19 protein-coding genes and 1 pseudogene are annotated in these 21,690 nt (G+C 72.2%); 11 read left to right on the top strand and 9 right to left on the bottom strand.

From position 1 onward, the window contains the following. Positions 1-102 precede the first annotated feature (102 nt). The 7 genes from ACQY0Z_RS26905 (at position 103) to ACQY0Z_RS26875 (ending at position 8,910) form a co-directional block, all read left to right on the top strand. A complete protein-coding gene (locus ACQY0Z_RS26905) occupies positions 103-288 on the top strand; it encodes a hypothetical protein (RefSeq protein ID WP_254588661.1) in 186 nt (61 codons plus the stop codon). Then, entirely contained in the window at positions 285-1,901 is a 1,617-nt protein-coding gene (gene zwf, locus ACQY0Z_RS26900) for a glucose-6-phosphate dehydrogenase (RefSeq protein ID WP_189904043.1), read from the top strand. Before ACQY0Z_RS26905 ends, zwf begins: the two co-directional genes overlap by 4 nt. Then, positions 1,898-2,833 (top strand): glucose-6-phosphate dehydrogenase assembly protein OpcA, encoded by a 936-nt coding sequence (gene opcA, locus ACQY0Z_RS26895; RefSeq protein ID WP_254588660.1) that lies wholly within the window; start codon positions 1,898-1,900, stop codon positions 2,831-2,833. Before zwf ends, opcA begins: the two co-directional genes overlap by 4 nt. Continuing rightward, entirely contained in the window at positions 2,826-4,463 is a 1,638-nt protein-coding gene (gene pgi, locus ACQY0Z_RS26890) for a glucose-6-phosphate isomerase (RefSeq protein ID WP_439812951.1), read from the top strand. The genes opcA and pgi overlap by 8 nt, the downstream gene beginning before the upstream one ends. 6 nt (positions 4,464-4,469) lie before the next feature. Beyond that, positions 4,470-5,348, top strand: a complete 879-nt coding sequence (gnd, locus tag ACQY0Z_RS26885; protein ID WP_189904048.1) for a phosphogluconate dehydrogenase (NAD(+)-dependent, decarboxylating) — start codon at positions 4,470-4,472, stop codon at positions 5,346-5,348. Between the two features lie 5 nt (positions 5,349-5,353). Continuing rightward, the gene (locus ACQY0Z_RS26880) at positions 5,354-5,944 is read left to right on the top strand and encodes a histidine phosphatase family protein (RefSeq protein WP_189904050.1); all 591 of its coding nucleotides are present in this window, start codon (positions 5,354-5,356) and stop codon (positions 5,942-5,944) included. Between the two features lie 590 nt (positions 5,945-6,534). Then, positions 6,535-8,910: an ATP-binding cassette domain-containing protein gene (locus tag ACQY0Z_RS26875; protein WP_189904052.1), complete on the top strand. Its 2,376-nt coding sequence runs from the start codon at positions 6,535-6,537 to the stop codon at positions 8,908-8,910. 30 nt (positions 8,911-8,940) lie between these two features. On the opposite strand, the gene ACQY0Z_RS26870 is transcribed toward ACQY0Z_RS26875, so the two are convergent. After that, positions 8,941-9,390, bottom strand: a complete 450-nt coding sequence (locus ACQY0Z_RS26870) for a PPOX class F420-dependent oxidoreductase (RefSeq protein WP_189904054.1) — start codon at positions 9,388-9,390, stop codon at positions 8,941-8,943. 48 nt (positions 9,391-9,438) lie between these two features. Between ACQY0Z_RS26870 and ACQY0Z_RS26865 the strand changes: the two genes are divergently transcribed. Next, positions 9,439-10,665 carry a serine hydrolase domain-containing protein gene (locus ACQY0Z_RS26865; protein ID WP_189904056.1) on the top strand — a complete coding sequence of 409 codons (1,227 nt, stop codon included), beginning with the start codon at positions 9,439-9,441 and terminating at the stop codon, positions 10,663-10,665. 37 nt (positions 10,666-10,702) lie between these two features. On the opposite strand, the gene ribA is transcribed toward ACQY0Z_RS26865, so the two are convergent. Next, a complete protein-coding gene (ribA, locus tag ACQY0Z_RS26860; protein WP_048458900.1) occupies positions 10,703-11,362 on the bottom strand; it encodes a GTP cyclohydrolase II in 660 nt (219 codons plus the stop codon). 42 nt (positions 11,363-11,404) lie between these two features. On the opposite strand from ribA, the gene ACQY0Z_RS26855 reads away from it, so the two are divergent. Beyond that, the gene (locus ACQY0Z_RS26855; protein WP_439812950.1) at positions 11,405-12,172 is read left to right on the top strand and encodes a creatininase family protein; all 768 of its coding nucleotides are present in this window, start codon (positions 11,405-11,407) and stop codon (positions 12,170-12,172) included. A 218-nt stretch (positions 12,173-12,390) separates the two neighbouring features. Here ACQY0Z_RS26855 and ACQY0Z_RS26850 read toward each other — a convergent pair. The 5 genes and pseudogenes from ACQY0Z_RS26850 to ACQY0Z_RS26830 all read right to left on the bottom strand — a co-directional run. Beyond that, positions 12,391-13,296, bottom strand: a pseudogene (locus ACQY0Z_RS26850) (lysylphosphatidylglycerol synthase transmembrane domain-containing protein); the annotation flags it as partial. Beyond that, positions 13,293-14,348: a class I SAM-dependent methyltransferase gene (locus tag ACQY0Z_RS26845; RefSeq protein ID WP_189904061.1), complete on the bottom strand. Its 1,056-nt coding sequence runs from the start codon at positions 14,346-14,348 to the stop codon at positions 13,293-13,295. The gene ACQY0Z_RS26845 and the pseudogene ACQY0Z_RS26850, both read right to left, overlap by 4 nt. After that, a complete protein-coding gene (locus ACQY0Z_RS26840) occupies positions 14,345-15,574 on the bottom strand; it encodes a glycosyltransferase family 4 protein (protein WP_381726450.1) in 1,230 nt (409 codons plus the stop codon). The genes ACQY0Z_RS26845 and ACQY0Z_RS26840 overlap by 4 nt, the downstream gene beginning before the upstream one ends. 17 nt (positions 15,575-15,591) lie before the next feature. After that, positions 15,592-15,990, bottom strand: a complete 399-nt coding sequence (locus ACQY0Z_RS26835) for a 6-pyruvoyl trahydropterin synthase family protein (RefSeq protein WP_028961366.1) — start codon at positions 15,988-15,990, stop codon at positions 15,592-15,594. 115 nt (positions 15,991-16,105) lie between these two features. Continuing rightward, entirely contained in the window at positions 16,106-17,101 is a 996-nt protein-coding gene (locus tag ACQY0Z_RS26830; RefSeq protein WP_189904067.1) for a zinc-dependent alcohol dehydrogenase, read from the bottom strand. Between the two features lie 108 nt (positions 17,102-17,209). Here ACQY0Z_RS26830 and ACQY0Z_RS26825 point away from each other — a divergent pair, with 108 nt between their 5' ends. Beyond that, complete coding sequence (locus tag ACQY0Z_RS26825) at positions 17,210-17,983, top strand: CDP-alcohol phosphatidyltransferase family protein (RefSeq protein ID WP_189904069.1); 774 nt, start codon at positions 17,210-17,212, stop codon at positions 17,981-17,983. Positions 17,984-18,013: 30 nt separating this feature from the next. Here ACQY0Z_RS26825 and ACQY0Z_RS26820 read toward each other — a convergent pair whose 3' ends face one another. Beyond that, complete coding sequence (locus ACQY0Z_RS26820; protein WP_189904071.1) at positions 18,014-18,574, bottom strand: hypothetical protein; 561 nt, start codon at positions 18,572-18,574, stop codon at positions 18,014-18,016. A 213-nt stretch (positions 18,575-18,787) separates the two neighbouring features. Between ACQY0Z_RS26820 and ACQY0Z_RS26815 the strand changes: the two genes are divergently transcribed. Further along, complete coding sequence (locus ACQY0Z_RS26815; protein WP_189904072.1) at positions 18,788-19,393, top strand: HD domain-containing protein; 606 nt, start codon at positions 18,788-18,790, stop codon at positions 19,391-19,393. Between the two features lie 52 nt (positions 19,394-19,445). Here the strand turns inward: ACQY0Z_RS26815 and betT are convergent, their stop codons facing one another. Then, positions 19,446-21,551, bottom strand: coding sequence for a choline BCCT transporter BetT (gene betT, locus ACQY0Z_RS26810; RefSeq protein ID WP_189904085.1), 2,106 nt, complete (start codon positions 21,549-21,551; stop codon positions 19,446-19,448). Between the last annotated feature and the right edge of the window lie 139 nt (positions 21,552-21,690).

Here is a 21,690-nt window from a genome sequence, read left to right as displayed (position 1 = left end):
AAGAAGACGATCAGCGTGATCCGCACGAAGCGCGAAGAAGTGTTCGATATGTCCGGCGGGTCCGGAGCCGGGGCCCAGCCGCCCCCGCGGGGGTGCACCGGGGTGAAGGACCCCGCGGACGAGGACACCCTGTATGGGGAGGACCCCTCCGCGGCGGCCGGCAGCGCGTACGGCGAGGCGGCGCGGCAGCCGGGGAACCCGGGCAGGGCGAGGTCCGAGGACGCCGGGCCGTGGCCGCGCCAGGCGGCGGCGACGGCGTCCGACAGCGAGGGAGTTGACGCGGAATGACCGACGAGACCACCGAACCGGCGGCGGACGCCCCCGAGGCGGTGCGTGAGGAGCGGACGGACGCCGTCACCGCCCTCACCGCGCCCCCGCCCGGCTGGGCCAACCCGCTGCGCGACCCCCGGGACCGCCGGCTGCCCCGGATCGCGGGCCCGTCCGGTCTGGTCATCTTCGGGGTGACCGGCGACCTGTCCCGCAGGAAGCTGATGCCGGCCGTGTACGACCTCGCCAACCGGGGGCTGCTGCCGCCGGGCTTCTCCCTGGTGGGCTTCGCCCGCCGCGACTGGGAGGACCAGGACTTCGCCGAGGTGGTGCACGACGCGGTCAAGGAGCACGCGCGCACGCCCTTCCGTGAGGAGGTCTGGCAGCAGCTGTCGGAGGGCATGCGGTTCGTGCCCGGCGACTTCGACGACGACCACGCCTTCGACCAGCTGCGCAAGGCCGTCGACGAGCTGGACGCCTCCCGCGGCACCAGCGGCAACTACGCCTTCTACCTGTCCGTGCCGCCGAAGTTCTTCCCGAAGGTGGTGCAGCAGCTCAAGAAACACGGCCTGGCGGACGCGCCCGAGGGGTCCTGGCGGCGCGCCGTGATCGAGAAGCCGTTCGGGCACGACCTGCGGTCCGCGCAGGAGCTGAACGCGATCGTGCACGAGGTGTTCGACCCGGAGCAGGTCTTCCGGATCGACCACTACCTGGGCAAGGAGACCGTCCAGAACATCCTGGCGCTGCGCTTCGCCAACCAGATGTTCGAGCCCATCTGGAACCGCTCGTTCGTCGACCATGTGCAGATCACCATGGCCGAGGACATCGGCATCGGCGGCCGGGCCGGCTACTACGACGGCATCGGCGCCGCCCGCGACGTCATCCAGAACCACCTCCTCCAGCTCATGGCGCTCACCGCGATGGAGGAACCCGCCTCCTTCGACGCGACGTCGCTGCTCACCGAGAAGCTGAAGGTGTTCCGTGCCGTGCGGCTCCCCGAGGACCTGGGGCTGCACACCGTGCGCGGCCAGTACGCGGCCGCGTGGCAGGGCGGCGCGAAGGTGCGCGGTTACCTCGAGGAGGACGGCATCGACCCGTCCTCGACCACCGACACCTACGCGGCGATCAAGCTCGGGGTGGACAACCGGCGCTGGGCGGGCGTCCCCTTCTACCTGCGCACCGGCAAGCGGCTCGGCCGCCGGGTCACCGAGATCGCGGTGGTCTTCCAGCGGGCGCCGCACTCCCCCTTCGACACCTCCGCCACCGAGGAGCTCGGCCAGAACGCCATCGTGATCCGCGTCCAGCCGGACGAGGGCATGACGGTCCGCTTCGGCTCCAAGGTGCCCGGGACGTCCATGGAGCTGCGGGACGTGACGATGGACTTCGCCTACGGCGAGTCGTTCACCGAGTCCAGCCCCGAGGCCTACGAACGGCTCATCCTGGACGTCCTCCTGGGGGACGCCAACCTGTTCCCCCGTCACCAGGAAGTGGAAGAGTCCTGGAAGATCCTCGACCCGATCGAGGAGTACTGGGCGTCGCACGGCCGGCCTGCGCGGTACGCATCGGGCAGCTGGGGACCCGCGGAAGCCGACGAGATGCTCGCACGAGACGGACGGAGCTGGCGCAGGCCATGAAGATCGACCTGACCGACACCACGGCAAGCGAAATCAACAAGGCACTGGTGCGGGGCCGCCGCGCCATAGGCACCCCCGCCGTGGGCATGGTCCTGACGATGGTGATCGTCACGGACGAGGAGAACGCCTACGACGCCATCAAGGCGGCCGAGGAGGCCTCGCACGAGCACCCCTCGCGCACCCTGGTCGTCATCAAGCGGCACGCCCGCAACCCGCGCGAGCGCACCCACTCCCGGCTCGACGCCGAGGTGCGGGTGGGGTCCGAGGCCGGCACCGGCGAGACGGTGGTGCTGCGCACCTACGGCGAGGTGTCCGAGCACGCCGACTCGGTGGTGCTGCCGCTGCTGCTGCCGGACGCCCCGGTGGTGGTGTGGTGGCCCGCCGACGCGCCCGAGAACCCCTCCAAGGACCCCCTCGGAGCGCTCGGCCAGCGCAGGATCACCGACCTGTACGCGACGGAGGACCCGATGGCGGTCCTGCGCGCCCGGGAGCGCGCCTACGCGCCCGGCGACACCGACCTGGCCTGGACCCGGCTGACCCTGTGGCGCTCGATGCTGGCCGCCGCCCTCGACCAGGCCCGCACCACCGTCACGTCGGCGACCGTCGAGGCCGAGGCGGAGAACCCGGCCGCGGAGCTGCTGGCGCGCTGGCTGGAGGCCCGGCTGCGGGTCCCCGTAGACCGGGTGGTGACCGCGGGCCCCGCCGTCACGGCGGTCCGGCTGGGCACCGAGAACGGCGAGATCGTCATCGACCGCCCCGAGGGGCCCCTGGCCACCCTCACCCTGCCCGGCCAGCCGCCGCGCCGGCTCGCCCTGAAGGTCCGCTCCACCGCCGAACTCATCGCCGAGGAGCTCAGGCGCCTCGACGCGGACGAGATGTACGCCGTCGCCCTGCGCGGCGAGGCCACCGAGGAGACCCCCGCCCATGTCTGACGTCCCCGAACCGAACCGCCGCCCCGAGTGGGCCGCCCTGGAACAGCACCGCGACCAGGGGGTCCCGGGCCTGCGCGACCTGTTCACCGACGACCCGTCCCGCGCCGAGCGGTACGTCGTGCACGTCGGCGACCTGCGGATCGACTACTCCAAGCATCTGGTGACCGACGAGACGCTGCGGCTGCTGCGGGAACTGGCCGCGGCCACGGACGTGTTCGGGCTGCGGGACGCGATGTTCCGCGGGGAGCGGATCAACACCACCGAGGACCGCGCGGTGCTGCACACCGCGCTGCGCGCGCCGAGGGACGCGGTGGTCGAGGTCGACGGGGAGAACGTCGTCCCGGCCGTGCACGCGGTCCTGGACCGGATGGCCGATTTCGCCCACCGGGTCCGCTCCGGCGAGTGGACCGGTCACACGGGCCGGCGGATCCGCAACGTCGTCAACATCGGCATCGGCGGCTCCGACCTGGGCCCGGCGATGGCGTACGAGGCGCTGCGCGCCTACACCGCGCGGGACTTGACGTTCCGGTTCGTGTCCAACGTGGACGGCGCGGATCTGCACGAGGCGATCCGGGACCTGGATCCGGCGGAGACGCTGTTCATCGTGGCGTCGAAGACGTTCACCACGATCGAGACGGTCACCAACGCCACGTCCGCCCGCGCCTGGCTGCTGGACGAGCTCGGGGACGAGAAGGCGGTGGCGCGGCACTTCGTGGCGCTGTCGACGAACGCGGAGAAGGTGTCGGCGTTCGGGATCGACACGGCGAACATGTTCGAGTTCTGGGACTGGGTCGGCGGGCGGTACTCCTACGACTCGGCGATCGGGCTGTCGCTGATGATCGCGATCGGTCCGGACCGGTTCCGGGAGATGCTGGACGGTTTCCGTATCGTCGACGACCACTTCCGCACGGCCCCGCCGGAGGCCAACGCGCCGCTGATCATGGGCCTGTTGGGGGTCTGGTACAACAACTTCCACGACGCGCAGTCCCACGCGGTGCTGCCGTACTCGCACTACCTGTCGAAGTTCACCGCCTACCTCCAGCAGCTCGACATGGAGTCCAACGGCAAGTCGGTGGACCGCCAGGGCAGGCCTGTGAGCTGGCAGACGGGGCCGGTCGTCTGGGGCACCCCGGGCACCAACGGGCAGCACGCCTACTACCAGTTGATCCACCAGGGCACCAAGCTCATCCCCGCCGACCTGATCGGCTTCGTCCGCCCGATCGCCGAGCTGAGCGACCGGCTGAAGGCGCAGCACGACCTGCTGATGGCCAACCTGCTCGCCCAGGGGCAGGCGCTGGCCTTCGGCAAGACGCCGGACGAGGTGCGCGCCGAGGGCGTGCCCGAGGAGCTGGTCCCGCACAAGACCTTCCAGGGCAACCACCCCACCACGACGATCCTGGCCACCGAGCTGACCCCGTCGGTGCTGGGCCAGCTGGTCGCCCTCTACGAGCACAAGGTGTTCACGCAGGGCGCGATCTGGAACATCGACTCCTTCGACCAGTGGGGCGTCGAACTCGGCAAGGTCCTCGCCAAGCGTGTGGAGCCCGCCCTCACCGAGGGCGCCGACGTCCCCGGCCTCGACCCGTCCACGGCCGCGCTGGTGGCCGCCTACCGCGAACGCAGGAAGTGAACTGACATGCAGATCGGTCTTGTTGGTCTCGGCAAGATGGGCGGCAACATGCGCGAGCGGCTGCGCCGCGCGGGCCACACCGTCATCGGCTTCGACACCAATCCCGCGGTGTCCGACGTGCCGCACCTGTCCGACCTGGTCGACCAGCTCGAGGGGCCGCGCGCGGTGTGGGTGATGGTGCCCGCGGGCGGCCCCACCCAGGAGGTCATCGACCGCCTCGCGAGCCTCCTCAAGCACGACGACGTCGTGGTGGACGGCGGCAACTCCCGCTGGACCGACGACGAGAAGCACGCCAAGGAGCTGGCCGCCCGCGGTATCGGGTTCGTCGACGCCGGCGTCTCCGGCGGCGTGTGGGGCCTGGAGCACGGCTACGCCCTGATGGTCGGCGGCGAGAAGGAGTACGTGGAGCGGCTCGAGCCGATCTTCGAGGCCCTCAAGCCGGACGGCCCGTACGGGTACGTCCACGCGGGCAAGGTGGGCGCCGGGCACTTCGCGAAGATGGTCCACAACGGCATCGAGTACGCCATGATGCAGGCCTACGCCGAGGGCTGGGAGCTGCTGGAGAAGGTCGACTCGGTGGACAACGTGCGTGAGGTGTTCCGCTCCTGGCAGGACGGCACCGTCATCCGCTCCTGGCTGCTGGACCTCGCGGTCAACGCCCTCGACGACGACGAGCACCTGCGGCGGCTGCGCGGTTACGCCGAGGACTCGGGCGAGGGCCGCTGGACGGTGGAGGCGGCCATCGACAACGCGGTGCCGCTGCCCGCGATCACCGCGTCCCTGTTCGCCCGGTTCACCTCCCGCCAGGAGGACTCGCCGCAGATGAAGATGGTGGCGGCACTGCGGAACCAGTTCGGCGGGCACGCCGTCGAGAAGAAGGCGTAGGGCCCGTGGGGGATCTGCTGCTCGCGCGGCACGGGGAGACGGAGTGGAGCAGGGCGGGCCGCCACACCGGCGGCACCGACCTGCCGCTGACGCCGGCCGGCGAGACCCAGGCCCGGTCGCTGGCGCCGCTGCTGGCGGGCCGTGCCTTCGCGCTGGTCCTCACCAGCCCGCTGACCCGCGCCCGCCGCACCGCCGAACTGGCGGGCCTCACCGGCGCCGAGCCGGAGCCGGACCTGCGGGAGTGGGACTACGGGGCGTACGAGGGCGTGACCACCGCCGACATCCACACCACCCTGCCGACATGGGACCTGTGGACCGACGGGGTGCCGCCGGGCGAGGAGTTCCCCGGTGAGTCCCCGGAGCAGGTGGGCGCCCGCGCGGACCGGGTGCTGGAGCGGGTCGCCGGGGCGCTGGACCAGGGGGACGTGATGCTGGTCGCGCACGGTCATCTGCTGCGGGTCCTCACGGCGCGACGCCTGGGCCTCCCCCCGTCCCACGGCCGCCTCTTCCGCCTGGAAACAGGCACGCTGAGCCGGCTGTCCCTGGAGCACGGACGGCCGGTGATCGCGGAATGGAACACGCGGCCGACGGGCTGACCGCCCTTTTCCTGACAGGGTCCCGGTGCGACCCACACGCCCTCCGTCGGCCGACGGGACGCACCTGCGCCCTTCGGCAGACGTGACGACGGCTTCCCCGGCCCCGGGCCGCACCGCAGGCGCGACGGTGACCCCGCCCTGCCCCGACAGGACGCGCCCCTCGCCGTTCAGCAGACGTGACGACGGCTTCCCCGGCCCCGCGAGACCCGGCCCCAGGCCGCACCGCAGGCGCGACGGTGACCCCGCCCTGCCCCGACAGGACGCGCCCCTCGCCGCACCGTAGACGTGACGGTGGCACGCCAGCAGCCACCCCGGCCCCGCGCGGCACACCCCTCGCCCTACCGGCGGCGCCTCAGCCGCACATCCGCGGCAGATCAGTAATGGAGAAGCCCCGGCGGCAGCCCTCCGCCTAGGCTGGCGACGGCGCGCGACGCCCGGGGCGGGGGACGCCGTACGGGCCGGCCGGGACGCGGCCGTGGGCGCGCCGCCACGGGCCGGCCGGACGTACCCTGCCGCCGGCCGGACCGAGCCGGGGAACGCCGGCGGGGGCCGCGACGGCGGACCCGCCCGACGGATGGAGAACCACGACCATGGTCACGAGCACGGACCCGCAGCGGCCGGGCGGACACATCGCCGACAACCACGACCTGATCCGCGTGCACGGGGCGCGCGAGAACAACCTCAAGGACATCAGCGTCGAGCTGCCCAAGCGCCGCCTGACCGTGTTCACCGGCGTGTCCGGCTCGGGCAAGAGCTCGCTGGTCTTCGACACGGTCGCCGCCGAGTCGCAGCGCCTCATCAACGAGACGTACAGCGCCTTCCTGCAGGGGTTCATGCCGAACGTGTCCCGGCCCGAGGTGGACGTCCTCGAGGGCCTGACCACGGTGATCAGCGTGGACCAGCAGCGCATGGGCGCGGACCCGCGCTCCACGGTCGGCACCGCCACCGACGCCAACGCCATGCTGCGCATCCTCTTCAGCCGCCTCGGCAAGCCCTACGTCGGCCCGCCCGGCGCCTTCGCCTTCAACGTGCCGTCCGTCTCGGCCGCGGGCGCGATCCAGGTCGGCGGCGGCAAGAAGCAGAAGGTCACCTTCAACAAGGTGGGCGGCATGTGCCCGCGCTGCGAGGGCCGCGGCACCGTCTCCGACCTGGACCTGCGCCAGCTCTACGACGACAGCAAGTCCGTGAACGAGGGCGCGTTCACCATCCCCGGCTTCACCGGCGGCGGCTGGAACACCCGGCTGTACGCGGAGTCCGGCTTCTTCGATCCCGACAAGCCGATCCGCGACTTCACCGAGCAGGAGCTGCACGACCTGCTGCACCGCGAGCCGACCCGGATGAAGATCGCGGGCATCAACATGACCTACGAGGGTCTGATCCCGCGCATCCAGAAGTCGATGCTGGCCAAGGACAAGGAGGCGATGCAGCCGCACGTACGGGCGTTCGTGGAGCGTGCGGTCACCTTCACCCCCTGCCCCGAGTGCGAGGGCACCCGCCTCGCCGAACACGCCCGTTCCTCGAAGATCAAGGGCATCTCCATCGCGGACGCCTGCCGCATGGAGATCCGGGACCTCGCCGACTGGGTACGCGGCCTGGACGAGCCGTCGGTGGCTCCGCTGCTCGACTCGCTGCGGCAGACGCTCGACTCCTTCGTGGAGATCGGGCTCGGCTACCTCTCGCTGGACCGGCCCGCGGGCACGCTGTCGGGCGGCGAGGCGCAGCGCGTGAAGATGATCCGGCACCTCGGCTCGTCGCTCACGGACGTCACATACGTCTTCGACGAACCGACCGCGGGCCTGCACCCGCACGACATCCAGCGGATGAACGAACTGCTGCTGCGGCTGCGCGACAAGGGCAACACGGTGCTGGTCGTGGAGCACAAGCCGGAGGTCGTCGAGATCGCCGACCACGTGGTCGACCTCGGTCCCGGCGCCGGCACGGCGGGCGGCACCGTCTGCTACGAGGGCACCGTAGAGGGGCTGCGCGCCAGCGGCACCGTCACCGGGCGGCACCTGGACGACCGGGCCTCGCTGAAGGACTCGGTGCGCAAGCCGACCGGGGCGCTGGAGATCCGCGGCGCGACGGCGAACAACCTGCGGAACGTGGACGTGGACGTCCCGCTCGGCGTGCTCACCGTGATCACCGGTGTCGCCGGGTCCGGGAAGAGCTCGCTGGTGCACGGGTCGATCCCGGAGGAGATGGGCGTGGTCTCGGTGGACCAGAGCCCGATCCGCGGCTCGCGGCGCAGCAACCCGGCGACGTACACGGGTCTCCTCGAACCGATCCGCAAGGCGTTCGCCAAGGCCAACGGCGTCAAGCCGGCGCTGTTCAGCGCGAACTCCGAGGGCGCCTGCCCGACCTGCAACGGCGCGGGCGTCATCTACACCGACCTGGGCATGATGGCCGGCGTCTCGAGCACCTGCGAGGACTGCGGCGGCCGCAGGTTCGACGCGGCGGTGCTGGAGTACCGGCTCGGCGGCCGGGACATCTCCGAGGTGCTGGCGATGCCTGTCGCCGAGGCGCTGGAGTTCTTCGCGCAGGGCGAGGCCCGCACGCCGGCCGCGCACAAGATCCTCGAGCGTCTCGCGGACGTCGGCCTCGGCTACCTCACCCTCGGCCAGCCGCTGACCACCCTGTCCGGCGGCGAGCGCCAGCGCCTGAAGCTCGCCACGCACATGGCCGACAAGGGCGGTGTGTACGTGCTGGACGAGCCGACCACCGGCCTCCACCTCGCCGACGTCGAGCAGCTGCTCGGGCTGCTGGACCGGCTGGTCGACTCCGGCAAGTCGGTGATCGTGATCGAGCACCACCAGGCCGTCATGGCGCACGCCGACTGGATCGTCGACCTGGGCCCCGGCGCGGGCCACGACGGCGGCCGGGTCGTCTTCGAGGGCACCCCGGCCGAGCTGGTCGCGGCCCGCTCCACCCTCACCGGCGAGCACCTCGCGAAGTACGTGGGCGCCTGACCGCGGACCGGGTGCGCCGGGGCTCGCTGTTCAGGCCCCGGCGCCCCGGCGCGGGATGCCGTAGGCCCGGTCGACGTGCAGCCGCAGCACCAGCCGCCGGTCGCGGACCATCGCCGCCCGGTACTCCTCCCAGTCCTCGTGCTCCCCGTTGATGTCCCGGTAGAGCCGGATCAGCTCCTCCACCGTCTCGTCGTACGGCTGCCCCGCGACCGGCGTCAGCTCGGCGGTGCCCTCGGCGACGGTGTACGCCCAGCGGTCCGGGGTGGTCACGTGGTACGACGCGCGGGGGTCGCGCCGCAGGTTGCGGGTCTTCGCCCGGTCGTCGGTGAGGGAGACGCGGATGACCCGCTCGTCGGGGTAGTAGGCGTGCATGACGTTGGACAGCTGGGGCCGTCCGTCGCGTTTGATCGTGACGAGCACTCCGCCGTGCCCCTCGGTGAGCAGGGCGAGCAGTGCGTTCTGTTCTGCGTCCTGGGTCATGCTTCGATCAACGGCCCGCACCGGGCCGGCGTTCCCCGGAGGTGTGCGATGGCGGTGCTGCGGCAGGAGGCCGATCCCGGCGAGGCGGGGCTGGACCCGGACGCTCTGGGGCGGCTCGACCGGGAGCTGGCCCGCCGGGTCGACGGCGGGGAGATGCCCGGGTTCCTGGTCGCGCTCGCCCGCGCGGGGCGCGTCGCGCATCTGACGGCGTACGGGGCGCGGGATCTCGCGGCCGGGCTGCCGGTGGAGAGCGACACGCTGTGGCGCATCTACTCCATGACCAAGCCGGTGACCACCGTGGGCGCGCTGATGCTGGTGGAGGACGGGCTGCTGTCCCTGGACGACGAGGTGGGCCGCCACCTGCCGGCGTTCGCCGAGCCGCGCGTCTACGTGGACGGCTCGGGCGACCAGGTGCGCACCCGCCCGGCGGACGGCCCGCTGCTGGTGCGGCATCTGATGACGCACACCGCCGGGCTGACGTTCGCCTTCTACCACGCCCATCCGGTCGACGCCCTGTACCGCGCGGCCGGGCTGGACTCGTCGGTGGCGCCCGGCACCGACCTCGCCGGGACGACGGACGTGTACGCGAGCCTGCCGCTGCAGTTCGACCCGGGCACGCGGTGGAACTACTCGGTCGCCACGAACGTGCTCGGCCGGATCATCGAGGTCGTCTCCGGGCTCCCCCTCGACACCTACCTCGCCGAGCGTGTGTTCCGGCCGCTCGGCATGGAGGACGCCGGGTTCGAGGTGACCGACGCGCAGGCGGAACGGCTGGCGGAGCTGTACGGCGAGACGGACGACGGGGGCATCGAGCCGATCGACGGGCTGCCGCTGCGGGGCCGCCCCCGCTTCCTGTCCGGCAGCGGCGGCATGGTCGCCTCCGCGCACGACATGCACCGCTTCATGGAACTGCTGCGCCGGCAGGGCGAACTCGACGGCACCCGGCTGCTCCGCCCGGAGACGGTCGCCCTGATGACCCGCAACCACCTGCCCGGCGGCGCCGATCTGCGCACCGTCGGCGCGCCCCCGCACGACGACCGCGGCAACGAGGGCGTCGGGTTCGGCCTCGGCGTCTCCGTGGTCGTCGACCCGTCACGCACCCGCGAGCCGTCCGGCCTCGGCGCCTACGGCTGGAGCGGGGTGGCCACCACCACCTTCTGGGTCGACCCCGGCCGCGACCTGACCGTGCAGTTCTACACACAGGTGCGGCCCAGGTCCTCCCACGCCGTCTACCGCGACCTCAAAGGGCTGGTGCACGAGGCACTCGCCGACTGACCTCCGCACGGCGACGGCTGCTCCGGCCGACGGGGCGTCAGGACAGGTGCCCCACCGCGTCCAGGTGCGGAAGGTGGTGGTCGAGCCGCTCCCGCTTGGTGCGCAGGTAGGTGATGTTGCTCTCGCACGGCTCGATCAGCAGCGGCACCTGCTCGTCGACCTCCACGCCGTGCCGGACCAACGCCTCGCGTTTGCGCGGGTTGTTGGACATCAGCCGCACCGACCGCACACCCAGGTCCTTCAGCATCCCGGCGGCCACGGCGTAGTCGCGGGCGTCGACCGGCAGTCCGAGCGCCAGGTTCGCCTCCACGGTGTCCAGGCCCTCCGCCTGGAGCGCCATCGCGCGCAGCTTGGCGAGCAGACCGATGCCGCGGCCCTCGTGGCCCCTCAAGTAGACGACGACGCCCGCCCCTTCGGCGACGACCGCGCGCAGCGCCGCGGCCAGCTGGTCGCCGCACTCGCAGTGCTGCGAGCCGAAGGCGTCGCCGGTGAGGCACTCCGAGTGCAGTCGGGTCAGCACCCGGTCCGCGCCCAGGTCGCCATGGACCAGGGCCACTTGTTCGTCACCGCGGTCGTGGTCCAGGTAACCGATCGCCTGGAACTTTCCGTACACGGTGGGCAGCGGCGCATTCACGACGCGTTCCACACCGGTCCGCCGCTGAGGCTGCTTGCCGAGTACGCCTATTTTTTCTGTCATGATTCTCGAGTTCCTAAGCAGAGACGAAAGGCCGTGACGGATATGGGTGGTTCACACGAGCGGTCGGCGGCATACGGCCCGGTGCACGGTCTGTTGCCGGCGGATACTACAGAGGATGTACGGACGCGGGGAGCCGGCGTCTCACGTCAGATCGCGGTACTTCCGGTCGGAAGTCATGAACAGCACGGTCCCTTCCTGCCGCTGGCGACGGACACCGTGGTCGCCTGCGCGATCGCACGGGCGGTCGCCGGCTCCTACCCCGTGCACCTCCTTCCTCCGGTGACCGTCTCCTGCTCGCACGAGCACGCGGCCTGGCCGGGCACGGTGTCCATCTCCGCCGTGACCCTGCACGCCGTGGTGCGGGACATCGCCGACTCGCTGCGCCGCTCGGGCGTCGACACGCTGGTGCTGGTCAACGGGCACGGCGGCAACTACGTGCTGGGCAACGTCGTCCAGGAGGCCTCCGCGCGCGGTGAGCGGATGGCGCTCTTCCCCGCCCCGGAGGACTGGGAGGCGGCACGGGAACACGCCGGGGTCGTCACGTCGCTGCTGACGGACATGCACGCGGGCGAAATCGAGACGTCCATTCTTCTGCACACTTCTCCCGAGGTTCTCCGTCCCGGTTACGAGACGTCCGACCACGTTTCGGACGACCGGCGTCATCTGCTCACCACCGGAATGTCCGCCTATACGGATTCCGGCGTCATCGGCCGGCCTTCGCTGGGCACCGCGGAAAAGGGCAAGGAACTTCTCGCGAGCCTCGCGGATTCCTTCGGCGCGTATTTCTCGCTCCTCACCTCCGACAGCTGAGCGGGAATCCGGACGACCGGGGCCGCTGCGCTCCGGTCGAACGGGCGGGGGCGGGCTTCTTCCACGGGGCGCGCCTTCTCCGCGAGTTGCCCGGGGCCGGTGGCTCTGCGGTCCCGGGTGGCGGCGTACCACCGGGCCACCAGCACGACCGCTCCCGGCAGGCTGGCCGCGAGGCTGAGCACCCCGTACACCACGGCGACCGTCAGCCCTCGTCCCGCGCCGAGCCCCGCCGCGCCGAACGCCCAGGCGGCGACGCCCTCCCGCGGCCCCCAGCCGCCCACGTTCAGCGGCAGGCTCATCGCGAGCAGGGCCAGCAGGGCGAGCGGCAGCAGCTCCGCCACCGACGCCCCGGCACCGGCGACGTACGCGGCGAGGACGAACATGGCCACGTATCCGGCGAGCACGACGACGGACGACACGAGGACGCCCGGTGCGGCGGTCCGCGAGAACAGCGCCCGTCGCGCCTCGCCGAGCATCCCGCGCACCGCACGGGGCTTCCGCCCGGACGGCCGGTTCATCCGCAAAGCCAGCACCACCGCGCAGGCGCCCACCAGTGCGAGCCCGGCCAAGGGGGCGGCTGCCCGCATCTCGTCGCGGACCGGGGACGGCATGGCTATGAGGACGACTCCCCCGGCGGCGAACAGCGCGAGCTGCCCGGCGGTCCGCTCCATCACCACCGCCCGGACGCCCCGCCCGAGGTCACCGGCGTCCTGCCCGTGCCGCACGGCCCGGTGCACGTCGCCCAACACACCACCGGGAAGTGCCGCGTTGAGGAACAGCGCGCGGTAGTAGTCCGCAACGGCCGCGCCGAACGGCAGCCGGATGCCGATGCCGCGCGCCACCAGCGCCCAGCGCCAGGCGCTGAACACGGTGGTCACCAGGCCGATGCCGAGTGCGGCGGCCAGCGTGGCCGCGTCGATGCGCCGCACCCCGTCCACGAAGGCGCCGGTGCCGAGCCGCCAGAACAGCACGGCGAGGATGACGACACCGGCGAGCGTGCCGAGGCGGGTGCGCACGGCGGAACTGCCCAGCCGGCCGAGCACACGGCGCACGCCACCCCCGTCCGACGGTCGTCGTTCCGCGGGCGCTTCCGCCTCGGCCGCCTCCCCCGTGTGCGTGCTCATGCGCCGCCGTCCACCGGGCGGCACAGGGCGAGCAGGTCGGTATGGTGCACGACCACCCGCAGCTTCCCCGCGGCGCAGGCTTCCAGCCGCTCGGTCAGGTAGGCGCCGGCGCGCTCGGCCAGTTCCGGCCGCTCCTCGACCGCCGCGCCGACCCAGCCGCGCAACCACTGCTCGGTGAGCGCGGCCTCCTCCGGGCCGAGCCGCCACGGGCTGGGGTTGAGCCGTACGGTCGCGCCATGCTCGGTGAACGCCTCGGCGGCGGCCGTGACCGCGTCCGGGCCGAGGAGTCCGCCGCGGCGCTGGTGCGCGTTGAACGCCTCGGTGATCTCCGCGTCCAGCGGATGCGGCTCCGTCAGTTCCACGCGTCCGGCCACCGACAGGGTGAGCAGCGCGGGGCAGCCGGCTCCGGCGCAGGCGGCGGCGAGCGTGCCGACCTCCTCGCGGGTGAGGACGTCGAGCAGGGCGGACGCCGTCACGAGGGAGGCGCCGGCCAGCGCGTCCGGGGTGAGCCGGGCGACGTCGCCGCGCCGGGTCTCGACGGTGACATGGCTGCCGTCGGCGGCGGAACGCGGGGACGCGACGGCGGCGAAGTGCAGCAGATAGGGGTCGCGGTCGTGCAGCACCCAGTGCTGGGTGCCGTCCAGACGGGGCGCCAGCCAGCGGCCCATGGAGCCGGTGCCGCAGCCGATGTCGTGCACGACGAGCCCGGCTCCGGCCCGCCCGGGCCGGTTGGCGAGCCGGATCCGCAGCGGGTCCAGCAGGTCGTAGGAGCGGGCGGCGGCGTCGGCCGGCTCGCGCAGCTGGAGCCACTCGGGAGCGTAGCGGGGCGGCTCCTCCTCGCCGGTGTCCCGCAGCCGTACGGTGGCCCGCTCGCCAGGGCGGGGTCCGGCGGGTCCGGCGGGTCCGGCGCCGGGGATGACCGTCGCGCCGTCCGTGGAACCGGTGGCTGCCATGTCGCCCCCAGGGGTCGCGGTCGCCGCGCCGGTGACGTCCCGGGGTCCGGGCTGGGCCGGGATCGCGGCGGCGGGCTGAGTGGTGGTCGGTCGTGTCATGCCGCCCTCCCGGACGCGGTGGGGAGCCGGCGCAGGACTCCCGCGAGGCTCTGTGCGGTGCTGGCCCAGCCGCCGAGCGCGGCGCGCCGACCGCGGGCGGCCGCCTTCAGCCGCCGCCGTACGTCGGCCTCGCCGAACCAGCCGCGCAGTTCGGCGGCGATCGCCGCCGGGTTCTCCGGCGGCACGAGGATGCCGGGCACCCCGCCGTCGGGCGCGCGGCCGACGGCCTCGGGCAGTCCGCCGACGTCGGTCGCCAGCACGGGGACACCGCGCGCGAGGGCTTCGGTGACGGCCATGCCGTAGGTCTCGGCGTAGGAGGTGAGGACCATCAGGTCGGCGGCGGCGTACGCGGCGTCGAGTTCGGCGCCGGACTTGGGGCCGGTCAGCTCCAGCCGGTCCTCCAGGCCGTGTTCGCGGACGAGGCCGCGGAGGTGGGCGACGTACTCGGGGTCGTGTCCGAGGCCGCCGACCAGGGAGCAGGTCCACGGCAGGTCGGTCACCGTCGCCAGTGCCTCCACCAGCCGGTGCTGGCCCTTGCGCGGGGTGACCGCGGCGACGCACACCAGGTGCGAGACGCCGTCGGTGCCCGGGGCGAGGGGCGCGATGTCGGCGCCGGGGGCGGCGACATGGACCCGCTCGGGGGCGAGCCCGTGGTGGGAGACGAGCCGGCGGACCGCCCACTCGCTGGTGGCGACGACCGCCGGCACGGCGCGCAGCACCTCGCGCTCGCGGGCGTCCAGTCCGGCGGCGACGTCCGCGTCGAGGCCGGTCTCGTCGCCGAGCGGCAGATGGACGAGCACCGCCATGTGCAGGCGCCCCTCCTCCGCCTCCGGCACGATGACCTCCGGCACCCCGCAGGCGACCAGTCCGTCGAGCAGGACGACCGCGCCGTCGGGCAGTTCCCGCAGGGTGCGGGCGAGTTCGTCGCGGGCGGCCGCGTCGGGGCGGGGCCAGTCGCCGGCGACCGGGTGCCGGTGCGCCTGCCAGCCGAAGCCGGGCAGGTCCAGGCACACGCGCCGGTCGTAGGCGTTGCCGCCGCTCGGGGCGGACCGGTCGTCGACCCCGCCCGGCATCACGAAGTGCACGGAGCGCAGGGACATGGGGATGATCCCGCCGTTCTTCCGGAAGGACGCCTGCACCGGCACGTAGTCCAGGCGCCCGGCGCCGTTGCGGCCTGCCGTCCTGGTCGTCGTGCCGAGCGTCCTGTCGGTCGTCGTCCCGGTCATGTCGATGGTCGTGTCGGTCACAGCGCACGCTCGTAACTCGCCCAGGCGATGTGCGACTCGTGCAGGGTGACGGCGATCTTCGCGATGCCCTTGGCTCCCTCCCCGAGCGCGCCCTTGTGGATGCGCTCGGCGAGCCGGTCGGCGATGACCTTGGCCAGGTACTCGGTGGACGTGTTCACCCCGGCGAAGTCGGGCTCGTTGTCGAGGTTGCGGTAGTTCAGCTCTCCCACGACGGCCCCGAGTTCCTGCGTGGCCAGGCCGATGTCGACGACGATGTTGTCCTCGTCCAGCTGTTCGCGCCGGAAGGTGGCGTCCACGAGGAACGTGGCCCCGTGCAGGCGCTGGGCCGGTCCGAAGACCTCGCCGCGAAAGCTGTGGGCGATCATGATGTGATCGCGGACGGTGATGCTGAACAACGGACGACCCTCCAGGTGCGGCGCGTCTGTTCCCCGCCGGTCTGAGAGGCGGGGATGTCGAGTAGTACGGCTGACTTCCTTCCCGCGTTCAGCGTCTGTCGTGTCTTTTCTCAGGTCAGGCGTGTGTGCCCGCTCCGGGGCCGTCGTACCGCACCCGGTGGCACAGCGCGGGGATGTCCCCGGAGGCGAGCCGGGGCATCACGTCGGGCAGTTCCTCGAAGGGCGACTCACCGGTGACGAGGGCGTCGAGGGCGGGGTCGGCGAGCAGGTCGAGGGCGAGCGCGAGACGATCCCCGTAACTACGGTGCGCGCGGGCCGGGGAGACCGTGCCGACCTGGCTGCCGCGGATGGTGAGCCGCCGCGCGTGGAACGCCTCGCCCAGCGGCACGCCCACCCTCCGGTCGCCGTACCAGCTGAGCTCGACCACCGTGCCCTCGGGCCGCAGCAGCTCCAGCGCGCGGGCGAGCCCCTGTTCGCTGGCGCTGGCGTGCACCACCAGGTCGCACTCCCCGTCGGCGTCCGCCGGCAGGGCGAAGCCCACGCCCAGGGCCTCGGCGGTCTTCGCCCGCGCCGGGTCGGCGTCGACGAGCTGGACGCGCACTCCGGGGAAGCGGGCGAGCAGCGCGGCCACCGAGCAGCCGACCATCCCGCCGCCGACCACGGCGATCCGGTCGCCGACCAGGGGCGCCGCGTCCCAGAGGGCGTTGACGGCGGTCTCCACCGTCCCGGCGAGCACCGCCCGCCCCGCCGGCACCGACTCGGGCACCGGCGTCACGGCCGCCGCCGGCACCACGTACCGCGTCTGGTGCGGGTACAGGCAGAACACCGTCCGTCCGGTGAGGGAGTCAGGCCCCTCCTCGACCACGCCGACACTCAGGTAGCCGTACTTCACCGGCCCTGGGAAGTCGCCCTCCTGGAACGGCGCCCGCATCGCGGTGTGCTGACTCTCCGGCACCCCGCCTCGGAACACGAGCGTCTCCGTGCCCCGGCTGACCCCCGAGTACAGGGCGCGCACCACGACCTCGTCCGGGCCCGGGTCCGGCAGGTCCACCTCACGGATCTCCCCCCGGCCAGGTGAGTCGAGCCAGAACGCACGTGCGGCGCGGTTCATCGAAGTCCTCCTGAACGATCGGGAACCTGCGCGCGTACGGAGTGGTGCACAGGCCGCGCACAAGGTAGCGGCGTTGATCGACTCTGTCACACGGCCGGAGGGTGTTCGGTGGCCCTGAACAACACGTACGACGCGAGGCTCGTCCAGCAGGAGACCGCTGTGGGAGCGGGCGTGCAGATCCTGCTGCTGGCCCTGATCGGTACCGCGATCGGCATGGGCCCCGCGGGCTGGGCCACGGGCCTCGCGTTCGCGATCGCCACCTGGGCGGTGCTGTCCCGGGCCCTGCACCGGGCGGGGTCGCGCACCTTCGGTCCGGCGAACCGGGTCACCCTCGGCCGGGCCACCCTCGTCGGCGGGGTGACCGCACTGGTCGCCGACTCGTTCCAGGACTCACCTCCCGTCTCCCTGTTCGTCGGCCTGACGGCCGTGGCCCTGATCCTCGACGGCGTCGACGGCAAGGTCGCCCGCAGGACCGGCACCTCCACAGCGCTGGGCGCCCGCTTCGACATGGAGGTCGACGCGTTCCTGATCCTGGTGCTCAGCGTGTACGTGTCGACGGCGATGGGCCCCTGGGTGCTGCTCATCGGCGCCATGCGCTACGCGTTCGTCGCCGCCGCCCGGGTATGGCCGTGGCTGACCGCGCCGCTCCCGCCGAGCACGGCCCGCAAGACGGTCGCGGCGCTCCAGGGCGTGCTGCTGCTGGTGGCGGCCTCCGCGTACCTCCCCCACGTGGTGAACGTCGGCGTCGTGGCGCTGGCCCTCGGCCTGCTGGTGTGGTCGTTCGGCCGGGACGTGCTGTGGCTGTTCCGCGCGCACCGGGCGACGCGGGCGGTCCCGGTGACCGTCGAGCGACGGGCGCGGCGGGAACTGGTGGCGAGCTGACCTCCGCCGGCCGGCACGCGAGCCGCCCGGTCACTCGATCCCCGAGGCGTCCAGCAGACGCACCAGCTCCTTCCGCCCGTACCCGAGCCGTCTCGACCGGTGGGCGGCCGTGAGCACCAGGTGCGCCAGAGCCGCAGCCGCGTCACCGTCCCCGGAGTCGGTGTCGACGCCGGCCTCGGGCCACTCCCCCGGTCTGCCGGCCACCCCCACGCCGTTCATCACCACCCCGTGCTCGCGCCGTACCACCGCGACCGTGCCGGCGACGGCGTCCAGCAGCGTCCTTCCCGGACGCTCGCACTCCAAGGCGAAGCAGCCGCGGTCGACCGGCACGCATCCCTCGGGCGGCCTCGCCCGCAGCCCCGCGTAGCGCTCGTCCCCGAAGCCGCAGTCCTCGTCGTCCTCCTCGTGCACCAGCAGGAAGCGGTGGTGTCCCGGCGGGACCGGGGGCGGCGGGGGCGTGTACTCCCATCCCGCGTCCTCGTAGAGCTGCCGCTTCACCTCCTCCTCGTCGGCGTGGGTCACGGTGAAGCCGTTGGTGTCGTTGCGTCCGGTGACCGTGCCGTCGGCGTTGCGCAGGAACTGCAGGCTCATGGTGCCTCCCCCGTCTTGCTGTCTCACTGGCCCGCGGAGGCGACCATCGCCCCCGTCACCCCGTCGAACGGCCCGCACGACCACCGCGTGCCCGCTTCGCCCGTAATCACCGGATCGCGTGAAAACGCCGGAGCCGGGAACTCCCCGCCTGCACGAGCCCCCCGCCGCGCTGGGGAACTCCCCCCTCCCACCTGCGGTTGTTACGCTCCCCAGGTGAGGATTCCGGGACCAGAAGAGATCCGGGCGCTGCACGAGAAGCACGCGCCGACGGCCGAGGCGTTCGCCTCCGTCCACCGGCACTGCGAGCTCGTCTGGAGGGTCGCCGAGCAGTTGCTGGCGTCACCGCGCCTCGCCCACCTCGACGCCGAACTGGTCCGGGCCGGCTGCCTCCTGCACGACATCGGCGTCTACCGCCTCTACGACGAGGACGGACGGCTCGACCACAAGAACTACATTCGCCACGGCCTGCTGGGCCAGGAGCTCCTGGAGAGCGAGGGCTACCCCGCCGCCCTCTGCCGCTTCTGCTCCCATCACACCGGCGTCGGCCTGACCCGGGAGGACGTCGTACGCCAGAACCTCCCCGTCCCGCCCGCCGACTATCTCGCGGAGACGCCGGAGGAGCGGCTGGTGATGTACGCGGACAAGTTCCACTCCAAGTCGCACCCCCACCGGTTCCTCACCCCCGACGCCTACGCCGCGCACGTCCGCCGTTTCGGCGAGGAGAAGGTGACCGCTTTCGAGGCCCTGCGCGAGGAGTTCGGCGACCCGGACCTCACCCGTCTCGCCCCGCAGGCGGAACTGCCGCCCGTCACCGGCTGAGCAGGACGGGCGGCAGTGCGGAACGTCGCGCCGTACCAGGGAGTCGACCCGCTCACTCCTCCGGCAGATGCGCGTCCGGTGCGTCCGGCCGGTGGTCGGGGAGGCTGGAGCGGGTGGACGCGTCGTGGCGCACGCGCAGGAACTCCAGATACCGCTCGTACTGGTCGAGGGCGTCGGCGATGAGCTGCTCCTTGGTGTAGCCCATCACGTCGTAGTCCTGGTTGCCCTCGGCGAGACGGACCTCGAACCGCACGTACGTGTCGCGCCCTTCGACCGACCGGGTGGCGAAGGCGGGGGTGGGGCGCTCGACGGGCCACACCTCGTAGAGGAACACGTCACCCTCACCGACCGGGACGCGCAGGCCGACGTGGGTGAGGCCGTTCTCCTCTACCGTCCCCTCGATCTTCTCCGCCTCGGCGCCCTGCTGCTGCAGTTCGTGCACCACTTCCTCGAAGGCGGGCCGGGCGACCTGGTCCACGAACCGTTCCGCGGCCCTCCGGCCGGGGAACGACATGGCGCGGGCCAGCCGGTGCCGCCAGTTCGGTGCGCCGTGCAGACCCTGGTGCACCGTACGTCCGGAGAGGGAGCCGGGCAGCGTGGTGACCCGTGCCTCGACCTTCATCCGCTCGGTTCTCAGGGCGAGATAGAGCCCCGCCATGATCAGGAACATCACGAAGGAGAAGGGCAGGCCCATGATGATGGTGGCGTTGGTGAGTGCCTGCACACCGCCGACGATGAGCATCGCGAGGGTGAGCAAACCGGTCGCCACCGCCCAGAAGATGCGCAGATAGGTCGGCGCGTCGGTCATCGGGGTGGGCAGGTCGGCGCTGAGGTTGCCCATCACCAGGGCGCCGGAGTCGGCGGAGGTGACGTACAGCAGCAGGCCGACGAAGGTGGCGAGGCCGGCGCTGAACATGAAGCCGGGGAACTGCTCGAGCAGGGTGTAGAAGCCCTGCTCGGGGACGTTCATGGCGGTCTCGCCGAACTCGGTGTTGCCGTCGCGCACCAGGAACAGGGCGCTGTTGCCGAAGATCGCCAGGAAGAGCCCGGTGAAGAGGAACGGAATGACCAGCGTCGCCGCGACGAACTCGCGCAGCGTTCGGCCGCGGGAGATGCGCGCCAGGAACAGCCCGACGAACGGCGCCCAGGCGACCCACCAGGCCCAGAAGAACAGCGTCCACGCGTCGAGCCACTCGGTGGGCTGGTCGTAGGCGAAGGTGTTCAGCGTCTTCGACGGGAAGCCGCTGACGTAGTCGCCGACGTTCTGGACGATGGCGTTGAGCAGCCGGAACGGCTCGCCGACGACGAGGATGTAGAACATCAGCAGGGCGGCCAGCAGGATGTTGAGCTGCGACAGCCGGCGGATGCCCTTGTCGACGCCGGACACCGCGGAGACGGTGGCCATGCCCACCGCGATGACGATGAGCGCGATCTGCGCGGTCAGTCCCTCGGGGATGTCGAAGAGCGCCTTGAGGCCGTAGTTGAGCTGCACCACGCCGATGCCGAGGGTGACGCCGATGCCGAAGACGGTGCCGATGATGGCGGCGAGGTCGACGGTGTCGCCGATCCGGCCGTGGATGCGGCGCCCGATGATCGGGTACAGCGCGGAGCGGATGGCGAGCGGCAGCTTGTAGCGGAAGGAGAAGTAGCCGAGCGCCATGCCCATCAGGGCGTACATGCCCCAGCCCGTGATGCCGTAGTGGAACAGCGTCCAGACGACCGCTTCCCGGGCGGCCTCCAGGGTCTGCGGGTCGCCCTCGGGCGGCGCGAGGTAGTGGCTGACCGGGCCCGACACGGAGAAGAACATCAGGTCGATGCCGATGCCCGCCGCGAACAGCATCGACCCCCAGGTGAAGAGGCCGTAGTCGGGCTTGGAGTGCTTGGGGCCGAGCTTGATGGTGCCGTACTTGGACGCGGCGATGAAGACGACGAACAGCAGGTACAGGGTCGCCGCGAGGAAGTAGTACCAGCCGAACCAGTGGGAGATCTTGCTGACGACGACACCGATGGTGTCCTCGGCACCGGACGGGGTGATGATCGCCCAGAGGGAGATCGCGAGGACGAAGATGGCCGCCCCGAAGAAGACGACGGGCTTGAGGCGCACCTGGCCGGCCGTCTCGTCGCCGGACGGCAGTTCTTCCGGCGGTCTGGGGCCCATCTCACCAACGTTCGACACGTCGTACTCCTTCTCGGCCTCGGCTGCCAGCCGTCGTACCGGATGTCCGGTCCGCGGCGCGGGCGCCCGGACGGCATCCGGCCACCGAGGCGCGTATACCCCGCGGGCCCGACGTCACCAC

Source organism: Streptomyces sp. P9-2 (genome assembly GCF_051903975.1).
GTDB classification, from domain to species: Bacteria; Actinomycetota; Actinomycetes; order Streptomycetales; family Streptomycetaceae; genus Streptomyces; species Streptomyces cellulosae.
This window is presented reverse-complemented; position numbering and strand designations above follow the sequence as displayed.

Coding starts and splice junctions, on each gene's coding strand:
- zwf (WP_189904043.1), top strand. CDS start 285: ATGACCGACGAGACCACCGAACCGGCGGCGGACGCCCCCGAGGCGGTG.
- opcA (WP_254588660.1), top strand. CDS start 1,898: ATGAAGATCGACCTGACCGACACCACGGCAAGCGAAATCAACAAGGCA.
- pgi (WP_439812951.1), top strand. CDS start 2,826: ATGTCTGACGTCCCCGAACCGAACCGCCGCCCCGAGTGGGCCGCCCTG.
- gnd (WP_189904048.1), top strand. CDS start 4,470: ATGCAGATCGGTCTTGTTGGTCTCGGCAAGATGGGCGGCAACATGCGC.
- ACQY0Z_RS26875 (WP_189904052.1), top strand. CDS start 6,535: ATGGTCACGAGCACGGACCCGCAGCGGCCGGGCGGACACATCGCCGAC.
- ACQY0Z_RS26870 (WP_189904054.1), bottom strand. CDS start 9,390: ATGACCCAGGACGCAGAACAGAACGCACTGCTCGCCCTGCTCACCGAG.
- ACQY0Z_RS26865 (WP_189904056.1), top strand. CDS start 9,439: ATGGCGGTGCTGCGGCAGGAGGCCGATCCCGGCGAGGCGGGGCTGGAC.
- ribA (WP_048458900.1), bottom strand. CDS start 11,362: ATGACAGAAAAAATAGGCGTACTCGGCAAGCAGCCTCAGCGGCGGACC.
- ACQY0Z_RS26855 (WP_439812950.1), top strand. CDS start 11,405: ATGGGTGGTTCACACGAGCGGTCGGCGGCATACGGCCCGGTGCACGGT.
- ACQY0Z_RS26845 (WP_189904061.1), bottom strand. CDS start 14,348: ATGACACGACCGACCACCACTCAGCCCGCCGCCGCGATCCCGGCCCAG.
- ACQY0Z_RS26840 (WP_381726450.1), bottom strand. CDS start 15,574: ATGACCGGGACGACGACCGACAGGACGCTCGGCACGACGACCAGGACG.
- ACQY0Z_RS26830 (WP_189904067.1), bottom strand. CDS start 17,101: ATGAACCGCGCCGCACGTGCGTTCTGGCTCGACTCACCTGGCCGGGGG.
- ACQY0Z_RS26820 (WP_189904071.1), bottom strand. CDS start 18,574: ATGAGCCTGCAGTTCCTGCGCAACGCCGACGGCACGGTCACCGGACGC.
- betT (WP_189904085.1), bottom strand. CDS start 21,551: ATGGGCCCCAGACCGCCGGAAGAACTGCCGTCCGGCGACGAGACGGCC.